The organism is Sphaerisporangium melleum, from assembly GCF_014646695.1.
Taxonomy (GTDB): Bacteria; Actinomycetota; Actinomycetes; order Streptosporangiales; family Streptosporangiaceae; genus Sphaerisporangium; species Sphaerisporangium melleum.
The window spans coordinates 241,296-264,079 of sequence record NZ_BMNT01000004.1 but is presented as its reverse complement, the minus strand read 5'-3'; the positions used below and the strand labels follow the sequence as shown (position 1 = coordinate 264,079).

17 protein-coding genes and 1 tRNA gene are annotated in these 22,784 nt (G+C 72.6%); 10 read left to right on the top strand and 8 right to left on the bottom strand.

Translation table 11 applies throughout. The annotated features are described in order from the left end of the window. Nucleotides 1-123 precede the first annotated feature (123 nt). Together IEY93_RS05340 and IEY93_RS39290 are read right to left on the bottom strand one after the other, a co-directional pair. A complete protein-coding gene (locus tag IEY93_RS05340) occupies nucleotides 124-1,797 on the bottom strand; it encodes an FG-GAP-like repeat-containing protein (protein ID WP_189161798.1) in 1,674 nt (557 codons plus the stop codon). Next, nucleotides 1,794-3,887 carry a serine/threonine-protein kinase gene (locus IEY93_RS39290; protein WP_268241531.1) on the bottom strand — a complete coding sequence of 698 codons (2,094 nt, stop codon included), beginning with the start codon at nucleotides 3,885-3,887 and terminating at the stop codon, nucleotides 1,794-1,796. Before IEY93_RS39290 ends, IEY93_RS05340 begins: the two co-directional genes overlap by 4 nt. A gap of 145 nt (nucleotides 3,888-4,032) precedes the next feature. Between IEY93_RS39290 and rsmA the strand changes: the two genes are divergently transcribed. Continuing rightward, nucleotides 4,033-4,902, top strand: coding sequence for a 16S rRNA (adenine(1518)-N(6)/adenine(1519)-N(6))-dimethyltransferase RsmA (gene rsmA / locus IEY93_RS05330; RefSeq protein ID WP_189161797.1), 870 nt, complete (start codon nucleotides 4,033-4,035; stop codon nucleotides 4,900-4,902). Nucleotides 4,903-4,979: 77 nt separating this feature from the next. Here the strand turns inward: rsmA and IEY93_RS05325 are convergent, their stop codons facing one another. After that, entirely contained in the window at nucleotides 4,980-5,411 is a 432-nt protein-coding gene (locus IEY93_RS05325; protein WP_189161796.1) for a cupin domain-containing protein, read from the bottom strand. 248 nt (nucleotides 5,412-5,659) lie between these two features. Between IEY93_RS05325 and IEY93_RS05320 the strand changes: the two genes are divergently transcribed. Both IEY93_RS05320 and IEY93_RS05315 read left to right on the top strand, forming a co-directional pair. After that, nucleotides 5,660-6,604, top strand: coding sequence for a 4-(cytidine 5'-diphospho)-2-C-methyl-D-erythritol kinase (locus IEY93_RS05320; RefSeq protein WP_229690887.1), 945 nt, complete (start codon nucleotides 5,660-5,662; stop codon nucleotides 6,602-6,604). Between the two features lie 55 nt (nucleotides 6,605-6,659). Next, nucleotides 6,660-8,483, top strand: coding sequence for an ABC-F family ATP-binding cassette domain-containing protein (locus tag IEY93_RS05315; protein WP_189161794.1), 1,824 nt, complete (start codon nucleotides 6,660-6,662; stop codon nucleotides 8,481-8,483). 26 nt (nucleotides 8,484-8,509) lie between these two features. On the opposite strand, the gene IEY93_RS05310 is transcribed toward IEY93_RS05315, so the two are convergent. Further along, nucleotides 8,510-9,001, bottom strand: coding sequence for a MarR family winged helix-turn-helix transcriptional regulator (locus tag IEY93_RS05310; protein WP_189161838.1), 492 nt, complete (start codon nucleotides 8,999-9,001; stop codon nucleotides 8,510-8,512). A 370-nt stretch (nucleotides 9,002-9,371) separates the two neighbouring features. On the opposite strand from IEY93_RS05310, the gene IEY93_RS05305 reads away from it, so the two are divergent. After that, nucleotides 9,372-10,154 (top strand): trans-aconitate 2-methyltransferase, encoded by a 783-nt coding sequence (locus tag IEY93_RS05305; RefSeq protein WP_229690881.1) that lies wholly within the window; start codon nucleotides 9,372-9,374, stop codon nucleotides 10,152-10,154. Nucleotides 10,155-10,247: 93 nt separating this feature from the next. After that, nucleotides 10,248-11,744, top strand: coding sequence for a CYTH and CHAD domain-containing protein (locus IEY93_RS05300; protein ID WP_189161793.1), 1,497 nt, complete (start codon nucleotides 10,248-10,250; stop codon nucleotides 11,742-11,744). Nucleotides 11,745-11,819: 75 nt separating this feature from the next. On the opposite strand, the gene IEY93_RS05295 is transcribed toward IEY93_RS05300, so the two are convergent. The 4 genes from IEY93_RS05295 to IEY93_RS05280 form a co-directional block, all read right to left on the bottom strand. Continuing rightward, nucleotides 11,820-12,713 (bottom strand): NUDIX hydrolase, encoded by an 894-nt coding sequence (locus IEY93_RS05295; RefSeq protein WP_189161792.1) that lies wholly within the window; start codon nucleotides 12,711-12,713, stop codon nucleotides 11,820-11,822. Continuing rightward, nucleotides 12,706-14,799, bottom strand: coding sequence for an RNA degradosome polyphosphate kinase (locus IEY93_RS05290; protein ID WP_189161791.1), 2,094 nt, complete (start codon nucleotides 14,797-14,799; stop codon nucleotides 12,706-12,708). Before IEY93_RS05290 ends, IEY93_RS05295 begins: the two co-directional genes overlap by 8 nt. 73 nt (nucleotides 14,800-14,872) lie before the next feature. Next, complete coding sequence (locus IEY93_RS05285; protein WP_229690880.1) at nucleotides 14,873-15,988, bottom strand: TetR/AcrR family transcriptional regulator; 1,116 nt, start codon at nucleotides 15,986-15,988, stop codon at nucleotides 14,873-14,875. 157 nt (nucleotides 15,989-16,145) lie between these two features. Beyond that, nucleotides 16,146-17,087 carry an acyl-CoA desaturase gene (locus tag IEY93_RS05280; RefSeq protein ID WP_189161790.1) on the bottom strand — a complete coding sequence of 314 codons (942 nt, stop codon included), beginning with the start codon at nucleotides 17,085-17,087 and terminating at the stop codon, nucleotides 16,146-16,148. 433 nt (nucleotides 17,088-17,520) lie between these two features. On the opposite strand from IEY93_RS05280, the gene IEY93_RS05275 reads away from it, so the two are divergent. From IEY93_RS05275 to IEY93_RS05255, 5 genes are all read left to right on the top strand, one after another. After that, a tRNA-Gln gene (locus tag IEY93_RS05275) sits at nucleotides 17,521-17,593 on the top strand. Nucleotides 17,594-17,808: 215 nt separating this feature from the next. After that, complete coding sequence (glmU, locus tag IEY93_RS05270; RefSeq protein ID WP_189161789.1) at nucleotides 17,809-19,335, top strand: bifunctional UDP-N-acetylglucosamine diphosphorylase/glucosamine-1-phosphate N-acetyltransferase GlmU; 1,527 nt, start codon at nucleotides 17,809-17,811, stop codon at nucleotides 19,333-19,335. 80 nt (nucleotides 19,336-19,415) lie between these two features. Continuing rightward, nucleotides 19,416-20,393: a ribose-phosphate diphosphokinase gene (locus IEY93_RS05265; protein ID WP_189161835.1), complete on the top strand. Its 978-nt coding sequence runs from the start codon at nucleotides 19,416-19,418 to the stop codon at nucleotides 20,391-20,393. A 335-nt stretch (nucleotides 20,394-20,728) separates the two neighbouring features. Continuing rightward, nucleotides 20,729-21,988 carry a glycosyltransferase gene (locus IEY93_RS05260; RefSeq protein ID WP_189161788.1) on the top strand — a complete coding sequence of 420 codons (1,260 nt, stop codon included), beginning with the start codon at nucleotides 20,729-20,731 and terminating at the stop codon, nucleotides 21,986-21,988. A gap of 93 nt (nucleotides 21,989-22,081) precedes the next feature. Next, on the top strand, nucleotides 22,082-22,681 hold the full coding sequence (locus IEY93_RS05255; protein ID WP_189161787.1) for a 50S ribosomal protein L25/general stress protein Ctc: 600 nt from the start codon (nucleotides 22,082-22,084) through the stop codon (nucleotides 22,679-22,681). Nucleotides 22,682-22,784: the final 103 nt, after the last annotated feature.

Here is a 22,784-nt window from a genome sequence, read left to right as displayed (position 1 = left end):
ACCGGCCGCTGCCGCGAGGGCACGCCGACGCTTCGCCGCCCTACGGCCGGGCACGCCGCGTCTGACGACAGGCCCCGGCCGTCCAGCCCTGGGCCACGGCGACCTTCTGGCCCCGCGGTGGCCTCAGCCGCTGACGGCGGCGCCGAAGTCGGCCGAGGCGCCGCCGGGGACGGCGGGCACGCCGTCCCGTCCGGGCACGAGCAGCCGGGGCGGCGCGCCGTCGCGCAGCACCGCGACCGCCCCGCCGGGGGCGTCCCGCCGGTCCGGGATCCCGGCCAGCAGGCCCACACCCGGCCCGAAGGACCCCGCCGCGCCGAACGCCGCCAGCGCCCATCCGTAGCGGTCCCCCATCCGTGACCCGCTCCCCGGAGCACCCGCCGCGCCGCCCGTACCCGTGCCGCTGGAGGAGGCGCCACCCGCGCTCGTGCCGTCCGCCGGCCCACCGGTGAGGGGCACCTGGACGATCGCGTCGCCGCGCTCACCGGACGCGGCTCCGATGGCCAGGCGCAGCGCGGTGCCGGTCCCCACCATGGCCAGCGACCAGCCGAGTGCCGCACCCGCCCTGGGCGGCCGGTCGGCGAGCCCTTCCTTGCCCGGCCTGATCGTCCGCACGGGCACCGGCCCGCCGTCCGCGCCGCGGGTGAACACCTGCACCAGGCCGGCGTCCGGCACCCCGCCCACGTCGGCGAGCGGCGCACCGGCCGCGAGATAGGGCTTGCCATCGGCCTCGGCGTAGGCGAGGGAGTACCCGTACCGGTCGCCCGCGTGCTCGGCGACGCCGCGAACCGAGTTCGGGATGCCCCACTTGACGCTCTCGTACGACCGGCCCGCCTCGGCGGCATCGACGATGATCTCGACGGCTCCGGTGTCGGCCCTGCCCGTGGAGCCCGCCTGCCGGCCGGCTCCGTCGTCGTTCTCGTACGGGGTGCCGACGACCAGGTCGAGCGCGTCGGCCCGCCCGCCGAACCGGGCGAACACCAGGGACCAGCCGTACAGGTCGCCCTGCTCGCCGTTGCCGACGATGCCCGGCGACTCCTGGGTGATCCGCGTCGCCGGCTCGGTGCCGCCCTCCGGCCTGCCACGGAACAGGTAGACCGCGCCGGAGTCGCCGGTGCGGTCGGCGTCCTCGTACGGCGCGCCCGCGGCGATCACCCCGGCCGGCCGCTCCGCCGACCTGGCGGCGGCCAGGGACCAGCCGAAGTGGGCATCGCGTTCGGGCCGGGGCGCGGAGAGCTCACTGATCGCGGCGGCCGGCACCCGTCCATCGGGGTAGTCTCCGCCGCGGATCACGTAGACGGCCCCCGCGCCGGCCCGGCCCCCGGCGTCCGCGTACGGGGCGCCGACGATGACGTCCAGGCAGCCGTCGCCATCGAGGTGGGTCGTGCGGACGCTCCAGCCGAACGCCGCACCGGCACGCGGCGTCGGCGCGGTGATCACCAGCCCGCCGCGCCGGCCGTCGCCGCCGATCGGCAGGACGTGCACCGCGCCGGCGCCGCGGACTCCCCCGACGTCCGCCAGCGGGTCACCCACGATCACGTCGTCCCGGCCGTCCCCGTCGAAGTCGCCGGCCCCCGCCTTGGCACAGCCCGCGCGCGCGGGCGAAGCCGCCGTCCCCGGGAAGGCCGCCTCGGCGGGCAGGGAACCGGCTCCGATCTGGGCAGAGAGGGCCGATCGCGGCGGTGCGGCGGCGGTGGTCCCCGCCAGCGGCGTGGCGGCCGTCGCGGGCGCCGCCGTGATCAGCGCCGTGGCGAGCACGACGACCGGCACGGAGCGCCGGAGCAGGAAAGGCCAGGTCACAGCCGCACCTCGATGGTCGTCGTGTCGGAGATCGGCACCTTCAGCGTCGCCGGGTTCCGGATGGGGGGCAGGTCGTAGACGAGTTCGCCGTCGAGCCGCCCGCCGGGGGCGAGGCTGCCGGGCAGGGGAGTGGCCGCCGGGAGCGGCGCGTGCTCGGCGCCGCGGTCGTCCACCAGCACCGGAGCGGCGCTCGCGAGGGCGACGGGGACGCCGCCCGGGTTGATCAGTGTCCACGGCACCACGCAGAACCGGCCCTCGCGCGGCGCGGCGCCCTGGTAGGAGGTGAGCCCGCACCGCGGGGCGGCCGGGATGACGAACTGCGCGCCGTCGAGCGTGCCGTCCGCGGCGTACCGCCGGCCCACGTCCGTCTCGCGGACGGGCGAGGCCACGCCGGACGGCACGGTGCCGCCCGTACGCACCACCGGGGCGCGACCGGGCATCACCATCACCAGCACGGCGACGGTGACGGCGAGGCCGCCGAGCGCGGTCAGCGCCGGGACCAGCCACTTGCGCAGCCGCGACGCCTCCCTCGCCCCCGCGGCCACCGGCAGCGGGGACTCCACGGTGCGCTGACCGGCACCCGCCCGCGGCCAGGTGTCGTCACCCCCGGCCGCCGTCTTGACGGCGGCTCCCGTTCCGCTGGGCGGGCCGGACGCGGCCCAGGCCGCGCCCTCGAACACGGGCGAGGGCATGGGCCCCGGCCCGGGAGCGGTGACGCCTTCGGGTACCGGCCGCCCAGGCACGCTGCCGGTCGTGCCGGTCGGCAGCGGACCGGGTGTGCTCGAAGGTGCCGGGGAGGTCGGTCGCCCGGGGGCGGCGGGCTCGACGAGGGTGTGCTCCGCGGGCGCGCCACCGGTGGCGGCGGTCAGGCGAGCTGCGACCGTGCCGCCGTCCAGGCCGGGAGCGCCGGGAGCGTCGGGAATGCGGTCCCCGGTGGCCGTGCCGGCGTCGCGGGTGGGAGCGTCGTCTCTGGTGGCCGTGCCGTGCCGGGCGGGTGTGTCGGCTCCGGCGGCCGGAGCGCCGGGCCGAGCGGGGCCGTCGATCGCGGTGGGCGAGTTCGTCGCAGGGGTGTCCGTCGCGGGTGGGGCGGCGGCGAGGTTGGCCGGTGGCCGCCACGACTCGTTCAGCATCGCCCCGGCCGCCATCTCCTCCGGAACCGCCGAAGATGCCGAGGAAGGGACCTGCGGCGGGGAGATTCCCACTGGCCGTGGGGCCGCACCCGCCGGGTCGCCGCCGACCAGCGCGATCAGCAGTTCCTGCGCCGTGGGCCTGCTCCGCGGATCGGGGTGGGTGGCCTGCCGCACCAGCCGGTCGAGCGGCGCGGGCAGGGTGCCGAGATCGGGGCGGCCGGCCAGCACACGGGAGGCGAGGGTGATCAGGTCACCGCGCCCGTACGGGTGGCGCCCGTTCCCGGCGTAGGCGACCAGGCACCCCCAGGAGAAGACGTCGGCGGCCGGGGTGATCTCCTCGCCGCGCACCTGCTCCGGCGCCCACCAGCCGGGGCTGCCGAGCAGTTCCCCCGACCGGGTCACGCCCTGGGTGGCGTCCAGGGCGCGGGCGATGCCGAAGTCGATCACCCGCGGGCCGGACATCGACAGGATCACGTTGGCCGGCTTGAGGTCGCGGTGGACGAGCCCGGCCACGTGGATGGCGGCCAGGGCGGCGGCCACGCCCAGGGCGACGCCGTGCAGCGTGCCCGCCTCCAGCGCCCCGTACTTGGAGATCTGCCGGGACAGCGGCGTCCCGGCGATGTACTCGGTGACCATGTACGGGCGGCCGTCGTCGGCGTTGCCGTTGTCGAGCACCTCGGCGGTGCAGAACGACGCGACCCGGCGGGCGTTGACGACCTCGGAGTGGAACCGCGCCGCGAAGCCTTCGTCGACGGTGAACTCGGCCTTGACCACCTTGACGGCGACGTGCCGCCCGGTGGGGGCCTCGGCCAGGTAGACCGTGCCCATGCCGCCCTGGCCGAGCCGGCCGAGCAGCCGGTAGGGGCCGATGGCCGGGGGATCGGCGGGCAGCAGTGCCTCGGCACCACTTCGGTCCATCGACGACGCCTCCTCGCTCTGTGGCGCGGTCACACTATTCATGCCCGCTTTCCTTCCGCTTGACGATCAGTTGCGGCTCGCGGGACTGCTTCCGCGGACGGTCCGCCGGAGGGCTGGAGGGTCATCTCCGGGCCCCGGTGGACCGTCCGCCACCTCTGGTGAGTGTTCGGTGCGAGACACTGTCTGGATGGGGAACTCGATTGTGGGTTTGCTCGGCCCGGCCGAAATACGTAATTTGGCGCACAAGCTCGATCTGCGGCCGACAAAACGCCTTGGCCAGAACTTCGTCATCGACGGCGGCACGGTGCGCCGCATCGTCAGAGTGGCCGAGGTCACAGCCGATGATGTGGTGATCGAGGTCGGTCCGGGGCTTGGTTCGCTCACCCTCGCGCTGCTCCCCGAGGCCGCCCGGGTGATCGCCGTGGAGATCGACCCGGTGCTCGCCGCCCAGCTCCCCGCGACCGTCGCCGAACGCGCCCCCGGCCTGCCCGGCCGGCTCACCGTCGTCCAGGCCGACGCGATGCGCGTACGCCCCGAGGAGCTCGGCGGAGAGCCGACGGCCCTGGTGGCCAACCTGCCCTACAACGTGGCCGTGCCCGTCGTGCTCCACCTGCTGGAGGTGCTCCCCTCGCTCCGCAAGGGCCTGGTGATGGTGCAGAGCGAGGTCGCCGAGCGGATGGCCGCGGGGCCGGGGTCCAAGGTGTACGGCGTGCCGTCGGTGAAGGCCGCCTGGTACGCAGATGTGCGCCGCGCGGGGCCGGTCGGCCGTTCGGTGTTCTGGCCGGTGCCCAACGTCGACTCCGGGCTGGTCGCGCTCACCCGCCGCGAGCCGCCGAAGACCACGGCCTCCCGCCAGGAGGTCTTCGCCGTGATCGACGGGGCGTTCGCCCAGCGGCGCAAGACCCTGCGCGCCGCGCTGGCCTCCTGGGCCGGCTCCGCCGCCGGCGCCGAGGCGGCCCTGCGGGCGGCCGGAGTGGAGCCCACCCTGCGCGGCGAGCAGCTCACCGTGGCGGACTTCGCCCGCATAGCCGAACACCGCCCCGTCCACCTGAGGTGACGGGCCGGTGGTTCGGCGGGTGGGTCATGGGCGTGGGTGGACAGGGGGCCACCCACGCCCAAGGAGAACCGGGCGCCCTACCGGGCGTCGCACCTCGGCGCCTCCGGTACGTCGACCGCGGGCTCCGCGCCGACCGGGAGCACGTACGTCACGTTCAAGATGACGGGCGTCTTGCCGAGGTTCTTGCCGATGTGGACGTTCTTGCGGCCGGCGGGCTCGACGATCTGCTTTCCGGTCCGGTACACGCCATCAGACTTGCAACGGGAGTTGAAGTGGCTGAGGGTGCCCTGGATGACGACGCCGTAGAGGTTGCCCTCGTGGTAGTGCCAGCCGGTGCTGCCGCCGGGCGCGATGGTGATCTCACGGTTGATGAAGTGCGTGTTGCCCGTCGTGTACTCGGCGAGGACCTTGGCGGTGACACCGGTACCGGGGGTGGCGTTCGCGGCTTGGGGGACCATGACAAGGCCCGCGGCGATCGCCGCGAGCCCTATTCTGTATAGCTTGCGCATCTTGTTCACTCTCGTTGATGACGTCTGTCAAGGTCATCAACCTACGACCAACGTGTTGAAACCGCCCAGATGTCCTGGCTGATGTGGCGATGATCACGCCGCAGAACCGCAGACTTCGGGCCGAGTGTCGAGTGGGCCGGGATGGACGGGACCTCGCGCCGGCCGGTGCCGGCGGCGCCGAAGTCGATGCTCTGGCCGGCGGCCGGAGGGCGGCGGCGTGGGCGTTACGATCGGATCCCGTGACCGCCGTGACCGTCCGGGTGCCCGCCAAGGTGAACCTCCAGCTCTCCGTGGGGCCGCGCCGTGACGACGGCTACCACGACCTGGTGAACGTCTTCCACGCCGTCTCGCTGTTCGACGAGGTCACGGCCTCGGTTCCGGTCGGCGTGCCGCCCGGCGCGGGCCCGGCCGTCGTCTCCGGTACGGCCACGGTCACGGTGAGCGTCGAGGGCGACTCCGCGGGCCAGGTGCCCCTCGACGGGGACAACCTGGCGGTACGGGCCGCCCTGGCGCTGGCGGAGCGGGCCGGACGGCCGGTGGCCGTGCACCTCGCCGTCCGCAAGGCCATCCCGGTCGCCGGCGGCATGGCGGGTGGCAGTGCCGACGCCGCCGCCGCGCTCGTGGCGTGCGACGAGCTCTGGGGCCTTCGCCTGGACCGGCGGGAGCTGCTGGACATCGGCGCCGGCCTCGGCAGCGACGTGCCGTTCGCCCTGTTCGGCGGCACCGCCGTCGGCACCGGCCGCGGCGAGCGGCTCGCGCCGGTCCCGGTCGGCGGCGAGTTCCACTGGGTGTTCGCGCTCGCCGACGGCGGCCTGTCCACTCCCGCCGTGTACGGCGAGTGCGACCGGCTGCGCGAGAGCACCGGCGAGCCGGTCGCCTGGCCGCGCGCCGACGAGGCGCTGATGGCCGCGCTCGCAGCCGGGGACGCCAAGGCGCTCGGCGTGGCACTGGTGAACGACCTGCAACCGGCCGCGCTGATGCTGCGCCCGTCGCTCGAGCGCACCCTGGCCGCGGGCCGCGAGCACGGCGCGCTCGGCGCCCTCGTGTCCGGCTCCGGCCCCACCTGCGCCTTCCTCGCCGAGTCGCCCGCCCACGCGGCCGACCTGGCCGCCGCTCTGCGGGACGCGGACGTCTGCCGCGCGACCGTCACCGCGCACGGCCCCGTCCCGGGCGCCGAGATCGTCGCCGGCTGACGTCCCGCGACCGGCGGTACGGCGGGAGGCGGGGCGCGGATAGGCTTTACGAACGATGAATCTGGTGAACCTCGAATCGGTCTCCCACGCCTACGGCCCCAAGCCGCTGCTCGGCGAGGTCTCCCTCGGCATCGAAGCGGGCGACCGCATCGGCGTCGTGGGACGCAACGGCGACGGGAAGACGACGCTGATCTCGGTGATCGCCGCCGCGATCAAGCCCGACTCCGGCCGCGTGACGCACAACCGCGGGCTGCGCATCGGCTTTCTGTCCCAGCGTGACGACCTCGACCCCGCGCTGACCGTGCGGGAGGTCGTGCTGGGCGAGCGCGCCGAGCACGAGTGGGCCGGTGACCAGGCCACGAGGGAGATCCTCGCCAACCTCATCGGCGACCTCGACTTGTCCGCGCGGGCGGGCGAGCTGTCCGGTGGCGAGCGGCGGCGCACGGCCCTGGCCCGGCTGCTCATCGAGGAGCACGACCTGGTCATCCTGGACGAGCCCACCAACCACCTCGACATCGAGGCGATCGCCTGGCTGGCCGGCCACCTGATCCAGCGCCGTTCGGCGCTGCTCGTCGTCACGCACGACCGGTGGTTCCTGGACGCCGTGTCCACCCGCACCTGGGAGGTCGTGGACGGCACCGTCCAGCGCTACGAGGGCGGGTACGCCGCGTACGTCCTGGCCAAGGCCGAGCGGGCGCGCATCGCCCAGGCGGCCGAGGACCGCCGGCAGAACCTCATGCGCAAAGAGATCGCCTGGCTGCGCCGCGGCCCGCCCGCGCGCACGTCCAAGCCCAAGTTCCGCATCGAGGCCGCGCAGGCGCTCATCGCGAACGAGCCGCCGGCCCGCGACTCGGTCGAGCTGGTGAAGTTCGCCGCCGCGCGGCTCGGCAGGACCGTGTACGACCTGGAGCGCGTCACCCTGCACGCCGGGGGTCCCGGCGAGGGGCCGCTGGTGCTGGACGACTGCACCTGGCAGTTCGGGCCGGGTGACCGCGTCGGCCTGATCGGGGTGAACGGCTCGGGCAAGTCGTCGGTGCTGCGGCTGCTCGGCGATGGGGTTCAGCCCGACTCGGGCAAGGTCGTCCGCGGCAAGACGGTGCGCCTGGCGTACCTTTCGCAGGAGCTGACCGAGCTCGACCCCGGGCGCCGGGTGCTGGAGACCGTCGAGGAGGTCCGCAAGTTCATCCAGGTCGGCAAGCGCGAGTGGACGGCCTCGCAACTGCTGGAGCGTCTGGGCTTCCGTGGCGAGGCGCAGTGGAAGGTCGTCGGCGACCTGTCCGGCGGCGAGCGGCGGCGGCTGCAACTGCTGCGGCTGCTCATGGACGACCCGAACGTGCTGCTGCTGGACGAGCCGACCAACGACCTCGACATCGAGACGCTGAACGAGCTGGAGGACCTGCTCGACGCCTGGCCGGGCACGCTGGTGCTGGTCAGCCACGACCGCTACTTCCTGGAGCGGGTGACCGATCGGTGTGTGGCGCTGCTCGGCGACGGCGGGCTGTCCCTGCTGCCCGGAGGCGTCGACGAGTACCTCCAGCGGCGCGCGTCCGGCACCGCCGTGACCGCGCGGGCCGGCTCGGCTCCGGCGGCCACCCGCCCGCAGGACGGCGCCTCCGCCCCGGCCGCCGAGGCGGAGGGCACGGCGGCGCCGGCGCTCTCCGCCAAGGAACTGCGCGAGCTGCGCAAGGACCTCGGCAGGCTGGAACGCCAGCTCGACAGGATCAGCGAGCGGGAGACGGTGCTGCACGCCGCCATGGCGGATGCCGCCGCCGACTACGGCCGGCTCGCCACGCTGGACGCCGAGCTCAAGGACCTCCAGTCGCAGAAGGAGACCATCGAGCTGGAATGGATGGACCTCGCCGACAAACTCGGCGAGTGACCCGTCCGCCCCTTCGCGGGACCAGGTCAGGTGGGGGTGTGGGCGGTGTCGAAGGGGACGAGGATGGTGCGCAGCAGGGCGGCCAGGGTGGCGCGGTCGGTGGGGGCCAGCCCGGCGAGCAGCTCGCGCTCGCGGCGGAGCAGATCGGCGAACGCCTCGTCGACGCGCGCCCGTCCCTGGTCGGTGAGCGAGACCAGCACGCCGCGCCGGTCTTCGGGGTCGGGGCGGCGGCGCACCAGCCGGGCGGCGGCCAGCCGGTCGATGCGGTTGGTCATCGTGCCCGAGGTGACCAGGGTGGCGCGCAGCAGCGCCCCCGGGCTGAGCTCGTAGGGCGGGCCGGACCGGCGCAGGGTGGTGAGCACGTCGAACTCCCACGGCTCCAGGCCGTGCTCGGCGAACGACGCCCGGCGGGCGCGGTCGAGGTGGCGGGCCAGGCGGGACACCCGGCTCAGCACCTCCAGCGGCGACACGTCGAGGTCCGGGCGCTCCTGCCGCCAGGACAGGACGAGCTGGTCCACCTCGTCCCTGACCGGCTCACCGTCCGTGCGGCGGCCTCCGGCGGCGTCGTGCTCGCCTGCGTCAGCGCCGGGACCTTCATCGGCGGTGCCGTTCGCGTCGAGCCTGCCGGTAGCGGCGCCGTGCTCGCCTGCGCCGGGTCCGCTGGCCGGCCCAGGGCCGGCACCCCGATGGTGGTCTAGTGCGGACGCGTCGTGCTCGCCGCCGCCCGGGTGACCCGCGGCGGGATCTTCGGGGCTCGCGGCGGACATTTCCCGGCCTTCGGGGACGTCTGTGGCGGGCCGTTCGGCGGCCCGCTCGCTCCGGCGCGTCGTCATGGGCAGAGTCTATCTCTCTTGACATCGAGAGATCTGGTCGGCTAAAAGTATCTCGATGTCAAGAGATATCTGGGACCCCGTCGTCTACGGCCGCTACGCCGGCGAGCGGGCACGTCCCTTCTTCGAGCTGATCTCCCGCGTCCGCGCCGAGAGCCCCGAGTACGTCGTGGACCTCGGCTGCGGCAGCGGCGAGCTGACCGCGACGCTGGCCGAGCGCTGGCCGGACGCCCGCGTCCACGGGGTCGACTCCTCGCCCGCCATGATCGACAGGGCGCCGGACGGGCCGGTGACGTTCACGGTGGGCGACGTCCGCTCCTGGCGGCCCGAGCGCCCGGTGGACGTGATCGTCTCCAACGCGCTGCTGCAGTGGGTGCCCGAGCACCGCGAGCTGCTGGCGCGCTGGGCCGAGAGCGCGCTGCGCCCGGGAGGCTGGCTGGCGTTCCAGGTCCCCGGCAACTTCGACGCGCCGAGCCATCGGCTGGTCCGGCAATTGTGCGCGAGTGACGCCTGGCGGGACGAGCTCGGCGACCTCGCGCGGTACGCGCCGGTGGGCGACCCGGAGGACTACCTGGCGCTGCTGGCCGGGCTCGGCTGCGAGGTCGACGCCTGGGAGACGACCTACGTCCACGTACTGGCCGGGGAGGACGCCGTGCTCAACTGGATCATGGGCACCGCGCTGCGGCCGATACTCGACCGCATCGGTGCCGATCCGGCCAGGCGGGCGGCGTTCCTCGCCGAGTGTGCGCGGATGCTGGCCGAGGCGTATCCGCGCCGGCCGTACGGCACGCTCTTCCCGTTCCGCCGGATTTTCGTCGTCGCCCGCACCCCTGTGGCGTAGCCCACACCCGGGTGGGCGGCCGCTGTCCGATCTTTCGCGATTAAGGTGAAAAAAGGGGGTAATGGCCGTACGAGGCTGACTTGCGAGGTGAGCATGGCGCTCGAAATCGAGGACAAGTTCGACGTGCCGCCGGACTTCGCGACCCCGGATCTCGGCGGCCTGCCCGGCTGCGCCGAGGCCGTCGAGTTGCTGCCGGAGAAACTGGTCGCCGTCTACTTCGACACGGCCGACCTGCGCCTGGCCGCCCGGGGGATCACCCTGCGCCGGCGGCGCGGCGGCCACGACGCCGGATGGCATCTGAAGCTGCCCAAGGCCAAGGGCGTGCGCAACGAGGTCACCCACCCGCTGACCCGCAGCGCGAAGATCGTGCCGCGCCGCCTGTCCGACCTGGTGCTCGCGGTGACCCGGGGCGAGCCGCTGATCCCGGTGGCGGAGCTGGAGACGCTGCGCAAACCGGTCAGCGTCCGGGACGCCGACGGCCGGCAGTTGCTGGAGGTCGTCGACGACAACGTGAAGGGGACGGTGTTCACCACGGCCTTCGGCGAGGACCGTCACGTCGAACGCTGGCGCGAGGTCGAGGCCGAGCTGACCGGCGGCGACGAGAGCCTGCTCAAGCGGGCGGGCAAGGTGCTGCGCAAGGCCGGCGCCGCCCCGGCCGGCACGCAGAGCAAACTCGCCCGCCTCCTCGGCGACCGCATCCCCGTCCCGGTGCTCACCGAGCTCGAGGAGGGCACCGCCGGCGCGGTCGTGGTCGGCTATCTGCGATCGCAGCTCACCGCCCTGCTCGCCCAGGACCCGCGGGTGCGGCAGGTGGAGGAGGACGCCGTCCACCAGATGCGGGTCGCGAGCCGCCGCATGCGCAGCGCGCTCCAGTCGTTCTCCGACGTGGTGACCGAGACCGAGGGCGTGCAGGAGGAGCTGAAATGGATCGCCGGCGTGCTCGGCGAGGTCCGCGACCTGGAGGTGATCCGCGACCGGTTCGCCCGGCTGCTGGACGGACTGGACCCCGAGCTGGTCGTCGGCCCGGTGCGGGCCCGGCTCGGCGAGGATCTGGAGCGCCGTGAGGGCGAGGCGCTGGCCCGTGCCTTCGAGGCGATGAAGGGCGAGCGGTACTTCGCCCTGCTCGACCGGCTGGACACCATGGTCGCCAAACCGCCGCTCACTCCGCTCGCCGGGAAGAAGGCCGACACGACGCTCGCCAAGGTGGCCGGCAAGTCCTGGCGGCGGGTGCTGAAGAAGTACGACGAGGCCCAGGCCATCGAGGACGCCGAGCAGCGCGAGGTGGCCATGCACGACATCCGCAAGGCGGCCAAGCGGGCGAGGTACACCGCGGACGCGCTCAAGCCGCTCCTCGGCGATACGGCGTCCGACCTGGCCAAGCGAGCCAAGAGCGTCCAGGAGACGCTCGGGATCTACCTGGACGGCGTCGTGGCCCAGCACATCCTGCTGGAGGAGACCCGGCAGGCGCGCGAGGCCGGCGAGGACACCTTCACCTACGGAGTGCTGCTCGGCGTCGAGCGTGCCGCGGCCGAACGCTCCCGCGACGCCTTCCCGCAGGTCTGGGCGCAGGCCACGGGTGGCAGCACATAGCCCGCCCGGCGTTCCCCGGCTCGCCGCGGGCGGCCCCCGGCTTCCCGAGGGGCCTAATACGTCAGGGGGAGCGCGTCAGGTGGTGTAGCGGTCGACGGCCACCACGCGGCCGGCGGTGTGGTGCAGCACCGCCAGGGCGCCCTTGCGCAGGCGAGGATCCTGCGGCCCGGTGTCCGAGCGGCGCTCGAACAGCGCGCCGAGCAGATCGGGCAGCACCTTGCCGTGGCTGCACAGTGCCGTGGGCGTGCCCTCGTCCAGCAGTGACATGGTGACCTTCAGGGACAGTGACCGGTCGAAGCCGCTCTCGCTGAGCACGTTCTCGGTACGGATGGGCACCGCCTGCCGGGCGGCGTACGGCAGGAGCGTCTGCACGCACCGCCTGCTCGGCGAGCTGATCAGCGCGGCCGGCCGGTAGCCGTACAGGATCTCGCAGATGGCCCTGGCCTGGGCCTCGCCCTCGCCGTCCAGCGGCCGCAGGTCGTCGTCACCCTCCCAGGCCTGGCGCGAGCCCGCGTAGGCGTGCCTGACCATGACCAGCGGAGTGGTGTCCGGTGGCGTCGCGGTGAGGGCGGTGAGCAGCCCGGCGTCCCACTCGTAGGTGAGCAGGCCGCGGGCGCGGTCCACCGGCAGCCACTCCAGCCGGTCCACCTCGTCGGTGGGGTCGCGGGCGATCTCGGCGACCACCTTGGCCGCCCAGTAGTCGACGCGCTTGAGCCGCCCGTCCTTCAGGTAGTGGACGGAGGGGAGCCGGCGGCCCAGCCGGACGCTCGTGCCGACCTCCTCGGCGACCTCGCGCAGCGCCGCGGTGACCGCGTGCTCCCCCTGCTTGAGCTTGCCCTTGGGCAGCGACCAGTCGTCGTACTTGGGCCGGTGGATCACCGCGATCTCGGGCGCGTCGGGGTCGCCGCGCCACACGACGGCCCCGGCCGCCCTGATGAGGTCCCCGGCGTGGGCACGGGCCTCAGTCATCGATGGTCCTCCACCTCCGGGTGCCCACCAGGTGCGACTGCAGGTCCAGGAGCGTTTCGCCGGTCTCGCCGCGGTGGTGACGCTCCCACGTGCCGTCCTTGGTCAGCCACCAGCTGCTGGTGGTGTCGGCCATGGAGATGTCCAGCAGCTCCGACAGGTACGCCCGGTGCTGGGCGCTGCTGACCTTCACCAGCGCCTCGACGCGGCGTTCGATGTTGCGGCGCATCAGGTCGGCGCTGCCGATCCAGATCTCCGGCCGCCGCCCCTGGCCGAACTCGTAGATCCGCGAGTGCTCCAGGAAGCGGCCGAGGATGCTCCTGACCCTGATGTTGTCCGACAGGCCGGGAACGCCGGGCCGCAGCGTGCAGATGCCGCGTACGACCAGGTCGACCGGGACGCCCGCCCGGGACGCGCGGTACAGCGCGTCGATCACCGGCTCGTCCACCAGGGAGTTGCACTTGATGCGGACGCGCGCCGGACGGCCGGCCTGGTGGTGGGCGATCTCGCGCTCGATACGGGCCAGCAGCCCCGCCCGCAGCGAGTGCGGCGCGACCAGCAGCCGCCGGTAGGCCGAGTGGTAGGAGTAGCCGGTCAGGTGGATGAACAGGTCGGTGAGGTCCTCGCCGACCATCGGGTCCGCGGTGAGCAGGCCGAAGTCCTCGTACGTCCGGGCGGTCTTGGGGTTGTAGTTGCCGGTCCCGATGTGGCAGTACTGGCGCAGCTCGCCGGAGGGCTCCTGGCGGACGACGAGGGCCAGCTTGGCGTGCGTCTTCAGCCCGAGCACCCCGTACACGACGTGGCAGCCGGCCTTCTCCAGCTTGCGCGCCCAGGTGATGTTGGCGTGCTCGTCGAACCTCGCCTTGATCTCCACCACGACGACGACCTGTTTGCCCGCCTCGGCCGCGTCGATCAGCGCGTCCACGATCGGGGAGTCGCCGCTGGTGCGGTAGAGCGTCTGCTTGATGGCGAGCACATTCGGGTCGGCCGCCGCCTGCTCGATGAACCGCTGCACGCTCGTGGAGAACGAGTCGTAGGGGTGGTGGACCAGGATGTCCCGCTCACGCAGCAGCGAGAAGATGTCGTCCTCGGCGTGAACGGCCTCGGCGGGCACGAACGGCGGGTAGCTCAGCTCGCCGCGGTCCAGGTCGGCGATCGCGTGCAGGCCGGTCAGGTCGAGCGGGCCGGGCAGCCGGTAGATCTCGTGGTCGGCCACGTCAAGCTCGTCCACCAGCAGGTCCAGCACCGCCGGGCTGATGGTGTCCTCCACCTCCAGCCGCACCGGCGGGCCGAAGCGCCGCATCAGCAGTTCCTTCTCCAGGGCCTGCATGAGGTTCTCGGTGACGTCCTCGTCCACATCGAGGTCCTCGTTGCGGGTCACCCGGAACACGTGGTGCTCCAGGATCTCCATGCCCTTGAAGAGCTGGCCGAGGTGGGCGGCGATGACGTCTTCGAGCGGGACGAAGCGGCTGGGCGAGGCGGCGACGAAGCGCGGGAGCTGGGAGGGGACCTTGACCCGGGCGAACACCGTCTGCCCGGTGCCCGGGTTGCGCACCGTGACGGCGAGGTTGAGCGACAGGCCCGAGATGTAGGGGAACGGGTGGGCCGGGTCGACGGCGAGCGGGGTGAGCACCGGGCGCACCCGCTCGCGGAACAGCTTGCGCATCGCCGTGCGCTCGTCCCGGTCGAGGTCGTCCCAGCGCACGATCTCGATGCCCACTTCGGCGAGCTGCGGGCAGACCTGCTTGTGGTACGCGGCGGCGTGCCGCTGGGCGAGGTCGTCCGCGATCGCCCCGATGCGCGCGAGCTCCTCACGCGGCTTGAGGCCGCTCTTGGTGCGCAGCAGCAGGCCGGTCGCCATCCGCCGTTTCAGGCCGGCCACGCGCACCCGGAAGAACTCGTCCAGATTGCTGGCGAAGATGGCGAGGAAGCGCACCCGTTCGAGCAACGGGACCGCCGGGTCCTCGGCCATCTCCAGCACGCGCTGGTTGAAGTGGAGCCAGCTCTCCTCCCGGTTCAGGAAACGATCGTGAGGGAGCTGGGGCTCGTCGTGTCCTTCAGGGGTCGGCTGCACGATCTCGGCGGACATATGTCCAAAATGCCCTACTCGCTTGAACGGAACGTTAACTTTTCCGCAACGACGGTTTTTACTTGGCCCGCCGCTAGGAGTCGTCACCAGGCGAATGCTCGGTGACGTGGACATCTTGCCCCTGCAGCAGCTCGATATGCGCGGCGGGCTCGGACAATGGCACCCGTTCGACCGACTCGATGCGCTCGACCCGCTCGACCCGGCCGGCGGCACGCTGTGCGCGCTCGGCCCGTTCGGCGGCGAGCTTGGCCCGGCGCGCGGCCTCCCGCTGAGCCTGCCTGGCCCGTTCCTCGGCCAGTTTGGCCTCCTGGGCGCGCAGCTTCTCCCGCTCCCGCTGCTCGCGGGCCAGGAGCTTCTCCTCCTCGCGGCGCAGCTTCTCCTGCTCGCGCTGGTCACGGGCGCGGGCCTTCTCCTGCTCGCGCGCCTCGCGGATCCTGATCTTCTCCTGCTCCTTGAGCTCCTTCTCCCGGAGCTTCTCCAGGTCGCGCAGCTCCTTCTCGGTCGGCCGGGCGGGGCCGCGCAGCTCGGCCACCGCGGGGAGGCCGGGACCTGCGGCGATGCCGCGGACGGAGGCGGCGGTGAGCGTGGGACGCGACTCCAGGCCGGTGAGGCCGTTCCAGGCGAGGTTGACCAGGTGGGCGGCCACCTCCTCGCGGTCGGGCTTGCGCGCGTCCAGCCACCACTGGCCGGTGAGGGCGACCATGCCGACCAGCATCTGGGCGTACATCGGGGCGAGAGTGGGCGCGTACCCCCGATCGGCGAACTGGTCGGCCAGGACGTCCTCGACCTGGCTGGCGATGTCGCTGATCAGGCTGGCGAACGTTCCCGTACCGGAGGCCGCGTGCGAGTCGCGCACCAGGATGCGGAAGCCCTCGCTGGACTCCTCGACGTACTGCAGCAGAGCGAGCGCGGCGCGTTCGAGGCGCACCCGCGGGTGGCCGGCGTTGAGCGCCACGGCCACCAGGCTGAGCAGCCGCTGCATCTCGCGGTCGACGACGACGGCGTAGATGCCCTCCTTACCGCCGAAGTGCTCGTAGACGACCGGCTTGGAGACCCTGGCGCTGGCCGCGATCTCTTCGATGGACGTGCCGTCGAACCCCTTCTCCGCGAACAGGGTGCGGCTGACCCGGATCAGCTGCTCCCTGCGCTCCTTGCCGGACATGCGCACGCGCGAGCGGGGTTCGGTCATGGGTTCCATGATGGCCGGTCGAGCCGGGGCGACCGCAACCGATGCCCGCCTCCTGGAGGGGGCGGAAGGGGTGGCGGTCACGGACGCGGGGGGTGCCGGGGCCGGGGCCGGGATGAGGGATCGGGCCGCCGCCGGGCGGCCCGACACGGGGGCTGGGTCAGCCAAGCCGCTTCGCCGCCAGGCGCTCGGGGGTCGGCCACCGGACGTCGGTCGCCCAGCCGGCCTGCTCGAACCAGCGGATGACGCGGGCGCTCGGGTCGACCTGCCCCTTGAGCGCGCCGTGACGGGCCGCCGTCGGGTCGGAGTGGTGCAGGTTGTGCCAGGACTCACCGAAGGACGGGATGGCGAGCCACCACACGTTGCGGGACTTGTCGCGCACCTCGAAGGTCTCATCGCCGAAGACGTGGCAGACCGAGTTGATCGACCAGGTGACGTGGTGGAGCAGGGCGATGCGCACCAGGCTCCCCCAGAAGAACGCGGTCAGCGCGCCGGTGATCGACCAGGTCACCAGGCCGCCGATGACCGCCGGCAGCGCCAGCGAGGCGAAGACCAGCCACGGGAACAGCTGGTGGATGCGGTAGACGTCCTTGTCGTTCATCAGGTCCTTGGCGAAGCGCTCCCGGTTGGTGCGCTCGCTGGAGAACATCCAGCCGATGTGGGCGAACAGCAGGCCCTTGGTCAGCGCCTTCCAGTCGTTGCCGAAGCGCCACGGCGAGTGCGGGTCGCCCTCCTTGTCGGAGTACTTGTGGTGCCGGCGGTGGGTGGCCACCCAGTCGATGACGCCCATCTCCAGCGACATGCTGCCGGCGATGGCCAGCACGATCTTGAGGGGCCGGTTCGCCTTGAAGGAGCCGTGCGTGAAGTACCGGTGCAGGCCGACCGTCACGCCGAGCCCGGTGAACACGTAGAAGACGGCGGTGATCGCGACGTCGCTCCAGTTCAGGAAGCTGCCCCAGGCCATCGGGACGGCGGCGACCAGCGCGAGGAACGGAAGGGTCACGAAGACGACGAGCAGGACGCGCTCGAAGTTGCTCTTGGGCTCTGGTTCGAGGTCCGGCCGCGGGGACGGCGGAGTCGTACGGTCGGAGACGACTGTCATGGGCTACCTCACGGTGTTCGAGCGAGTGTGGCTGTAGCTACGTAACCGTAACCTACGCCATCGTAAGTTAGGAATCCCTAAGCCGGAATGTGGGGATCGTGACGCTTCGGCCGTGATCCGGTGGCAGGTCCACGCCTTGCGCGTACATGCCCCCGTCTGCTAGGTGGATGCGTCCGCCGGGCAAAAGAGATGGTCAGCGACCGTTCGGGCCCTGCTGTGACGGGGCAACCGGCGCCCGGCCCCTGCCCGAGGCGGCGGAGAAGGCGTCCTGGCCGGCAGATCGGGCGGCGATGCGGGAAACCGAGGTGGGCCGGGAAGTGGAGCGGGCCGGGAGGTGTTGGCAAACCAGAGAGAGACGAGGCCGAATTGCGTTGAGCGGGACGGGGGCCTCGTGGGTATCCTTGTCCCGCAGTCGGGGAACGTGGTTCAACGGTCCGGCGTAGGGTAATTGGCAGCCCACCTGCCTTTGGAGCAGGGTTGTCCTGGTTCGAGTCCAGGCGCCGGAACTTTCCCCAGCCATCGCCCCCGCGGGGGTCGCTCCCGGTTCTCCGCACAGCCCTCTGCCAGGCGATGTGCGACTTCTCCGAGGGGGCTGGATCGCTCCCGGGGGACGGCGGGTATTCTCACGATGTCGGGTGGGTGGCCGGGTGGTGCCTGAACGGTGCCGCCGAGCGGCCCGCCCGCCGAAGTCTCAGCCGCGACGCCGAGGGAGCCTCAGTCCGTGAGTGTGCCGCGCCCGGCAGCCGTCATCGTCCTCGCCGCCGGCGAGGGCACCCGGATGAAGTCCACCACCCCCAAAGTCCTCCATGAGCTGTGCGGCCGCGCGCTGGTCGACCACATGCTCACGGCCGCCCGCGGCCTGTTCCCCGAACGCCTGATCGTCGTGGTGGGCCACGCCCGCGAGCAGGTCCAGGCCCATCTCGCCGCGACCGGCCCGGACGCCCGCGCGGTCGTCCAGGCCGAGCAGAACGGCACCGGCCACGCCGTGCGCACCGTCCTGGAAGAGGTCGGGACGATCAACGGCACGGTCCTGGTGACCTACGGCGACACGCCGCTGCTGCGCACCGAGACGCTGGCCGAACTGCTCGCCACCCACGCGGCCGAGGCCAACGCGGTCACCGTGCTCACCGCCGAGGTCCCCGACCCCACCGGGTACGGCCGCATCGTCCGCGGCGACGACGGGGCGGTCCTCGCCATCGTCGAGCACAAGGACGCCACGCCCGAGCAGCGGAAGATCGCCGAGATGAACTCCGGGGTCTACGCCTTCGACGGGCTGCTGCTCGCCGACGCGGTCAAGCGGGTCTCCACCGCCAACGCCCAGGGCGAGGAGTACCTCACCGACGTGCTGTCGATCCTGCGTGAGGACGGTCACCGGGTGGGCGCGTACATCGCGGCCGACCACGTCGAGGTGGAAGGCGTCAACGACCGCGTGCAGCTCGCCTTCGCCCGCGGCGTGCTCAACACCCGCATCCTGAACGACCACATGCGCGCCGGGGTCACCATCATCGACCCGGCGACCACCTGGATCGACGTGCGCGTCACCATAGAACCGGACGCCGTCGTCCACCCCGGCACCCAGCTCCACGGCGCCACGGTCATCGCCTCCGGCACGCAGGTCGGGCCGGGCAGCACCCTCACCGACACGGTCGTCGGCGCCGGAGCCGTCGTGCGCAACGCGGTCTGCGAGGGCGCCGAGATCGGGCCGGGCGCCTCCGTCGGCCCCTACACCTACCTGCGGCCCGGCACCGTCCTCGGGCCCAAGGCCAAGGCCGGCAGCTACGTCGAGATGAAGAACGCGCGGGTCGGCGCCGGCTCCAAGGTGCCCCACCTGTCCTACGTCGGCGACGCCACCATCGGCGAGGGCAGCAACATCGGCGCCGCCACGGTCTTCCTCAACTACGACGGCGTCAACAAGCACCACACGACGGTCGGCGACCACGTCCGGGTCGGCGGCGACAACATGCTGGTCGCCCCGATCACCATCGGCGACGGCGCCTACACCGCGGCCGGTTCGGTCATCACCTCGGACGTTCCGCCGGGGGCCATGGCCGTGGGCCGGGCACGCCAGCGCAACATCGAAGGATGGGTCGCGCGCCGCCGGCCGGGCACCGCCGCCGAGCGCGCGGCGCAGGCGGCGCAGCGTGCGGCGGCGGACGGACATGACGGACAGGCCGCATCCCCCCAGCGGGCCGGACAAGCGAGCGGGCCGGACAACCCGGCGAACGACAGCGGGGAGCTTTCGAAATGAACCAGCGCGGCGAGCGAGCCGAACGGCCCGACGAGGCGGTCACGCCTCCGCTCGGTCAGCAGCCGGCCGAAGAGAGCAACATGACCGGGCGCAAGACCACCGGCGAGAAGCACCTGATGTTCTTCTCCGGCCGGGCCTACCCCGAGCTGGCCGAAGAGGTCGCGCAGCACCTCGGCATCGAGATCACCCCCACGCGGCTCCACGACTTCGCCAACGGCGAGATCTACGCGCGCTACCTGGAGTCGGTGCGCGGCAGCGACGCGTTCGTCATCCAGAGCCACACCGAGCCCATCAACACGTGGATCATGGAGCACCTGATCATGGTGGACGCCCTGAAACGGGCGTCGGCCAAGCGCATCACGGTCGTCATGCCCTTCTTCGGCTACTCGCGGCAGGACAAGAAGGGCCGCGGCCGCGAGCCGATCACCGCCCGGCTGATCGCCGACCTGTTCAGGACCGCGGGCGCCGACCGCCTGATGTCGGTGGACCTGCACACTCCGCAGATCCAGGGCTTCTTCGACGGGCCCGTCGACCACCTGTTCGCCCTGCCCGTGCTCCTGCGCTACCTCAGCGGCAAGCTCGACCCGGCCGTGACGACCATCGTCTCGCCCGACACCGGCCGGGTCCGCCTGGCCGAACGCTGGGCCGACCAGCTCGGCACCCCGGTCGCGTTCATCCACAAGCGGCGCGACCTCGACGTGGCCAACCAGGTGAAGGTCCACGAGGTCGTCGGCCAGGTACGCGGACGCACCTGTGTGCTGATCGACGACATGATCGACACCGGCGGCTCGATCACCAAGGCCGCGGACGCGCTCTACGAGCAGGGTGCGACCAACGTCATCGTGGCGGCCACCCACGCGATCTTCTCCGACCCCGCGGTGGACCGGCTGAAGAACTCCCGCATCTCCGAGGTCGTCGTCACCAACACGCTGCCGATCGCGGAGGAGAAGCGGTTCGACAAGCTCACCGTGCTGTCGATCGCCCCGCTGATCGCCCGCGCCATCAGCGAGGTCTTCAGCGACGGCTCGGTCACCAGCCTCTTCGAGGGCGACGCCTGAGCGATCCCGACGCCCCGCCGCGTCTTCGCATCGAGAGCTCCGGACGCCCGGTCATCCCGGCGCCGGAGCTCTCGGCGTTCTCCACTCTGGATCGCCTCTGGTCTGAGCCCGCGTGACTTCGAACTCAGGTCACGGGGAGAGCGGTACGGTGCGCGGCGCAGGAGTGGCCGAGAAGGGCCGAACGAGGAGTCGCGCCGTCGCGCGATAGAGCGCAGAAGGACTACTCGGCGCCATTTTCACGGTATAGCAGACCCCCGGTCTTGCCACAAGACCCAGGTGTGGGTTCAGAATCTCTCCCCGTGCGCCGCGAAGGCGGCACGAAAGGGGAGCGGAACATGCGGGTACTGGTGTCCACGATCGGGTCGCGGGGAGAGGCACAGCCGGCCCTGGCGCTGGCGACACAGCTGCGGGAGCTGGGACAGGAGGCCGTGGTGTGCGCGCCCCCCGACTTCCGCGAGTGGGCCGAGTCGCTCGGCGTCGAATACCTCCCCGTCGGGCCGCGGGTGCACGGGACGGCGAAGCAGAAGGCGGGAGCGTCGATCACGGCCGAGCAGCGCCGGGCGATGATCGAGGGCACGGTGGCCGACCAGTTCGCGGCCGTCGGCGCCGCCGCCGAGGGCTGCGACGTCATCGTGGGCGGGGGAGCGCTGGCCATCGCCGCGCGCTCGGTGGCCGAACATCGCGGCATCGGCTACGTCTACGCCGCGTTCGCCCCGGTCACGCTGCCGTCGCCGCACCACGCACCACCGGTGTACGGCATGCCGGGGCGGACACCGGCGGACGGGACGACCGGCAACGGCGAGCTGTGGGCGCAGGACGCCCAGCGCTGGTATCTCCTGTGGAGCGCGCCGCTCAACGCCCAGCGGGAGGCCCTCGGGCTCACGCCGGTCACCGACGTGAGCGGCCACATCTACTCCGGCGCTCCGTGGCTGGCCGCCGACCCGACGCTGGCTCCCTGGCCGGAGCCGTCCGAGCTGAAGGTGTTGCAGACCGGCGCGTGGATCCTGCCCGACCACCGGCCGCTGCCGCCGGAGCTGGAGACGTTCCTCGATGCCGGCGAACCGCCCGTCTACTTCGGATTCGGGAGCGTCCGCGCCCCCGAGGGCATCGCACGAGCCATGATCGAGGCCGTCCGCTCGCTCGGTCGCCGCGCGATCCTCGCCCGCGGGTGGGCGGAACTCGAACCGATCGACGACGGGCCCGACGTCCTGGCGATCGGCGAGGTGAACCAGCAGGCGTTGTTCCCCAGGGTCGCCGTGGTGGCGCACCACGGGGGAGCGGGCACCACGACCGCGGCCGCGGCGGCCGGAGCGGCACAGCTCGTCGTCCCGCAGATGTACGACCAGTTCTCCTTCGCCGGACGCGTCGAGCGGCTCGGCATCGGCACCGCCCACCCGGCCGACGAACCGACGGCCGGCTCGCTCACCGCCGCCCTCGGCCGTGCCCTCGCCCCCGAGGTCGCCGAGACGGCCCGTACCGTGGCCGGGAAGATCCGCCAGGACGGCGCCCTGACCGCCGCCCGCCACCTGATCGAAACGCGCCGGCCGGGCTCCCCGGCGCGCCGCGGGGAGGGCGGGGGGTCGGGTAGGCTCTGAGGGTTCCGTACAGGTCTGCGCTCGTAACGCCTTCCGCTAGGGCGGGTGAGGGTGAGCGCCTTCCATTCGATTCGTTTCCCTAGGAGACATGCCGTGTCCGAAGTACGCATCGCCGCCGAACCGCGCTCTGAGTTCGGCAAGGGTGCCGCGCGCAAGATCCGCCGCACCGACAAGGTACCCGCCGTCCTGTACGGCCACGGCACTGAGACCAAGCACCTCATCCTGCCGGGTCACGAGCTGCTGCTCGCACTGCGCACGCCGAACGTCCTCATCCGCCTGCAGGGTGACGGCGTCGACGAGCTGGCGCTGCCCAAGGGCGTCCAGCGCGACCCGATCAAGGGCTTCCTCGAGCACGTCGACCTGCTGCTGGTGAAGCGCGGCGAGAAGGTCACCGTCGAAATCCCGGTCACCACGGTCGGCGACATCGCCCCCGGCGGCCTGTTCGACCAGCAGCTCGTCTCCGTCTCCGTCGAGACCGAGGCCACCCACATCCCCGAGGGCGTCGAGGTCGACATCGAGGGCCTCGAGGTGGGCGCGGTCGTCACCGCCGCCGACCTGAAGCTCCCGAAGGGCACCACCCTGGCCGCCGAGCCCGAGACGGTCGTCCTGCAGGTCATCGCGGTCCCGACCGCGGCCGGCGCCGAGGGCGCTGAGGAGGCCGAGGGCGGCGAGGGCGCGACCGCCGCCGAGTAGCACCCAGATCGCCGGGTGACACCGCGATCATCGTCGGTCCCGTATCGTCGGCAGGGCAGTCAGGCAGCCGTACCACCGGCCGCCCGGCTGCCCTGTCCGGCGT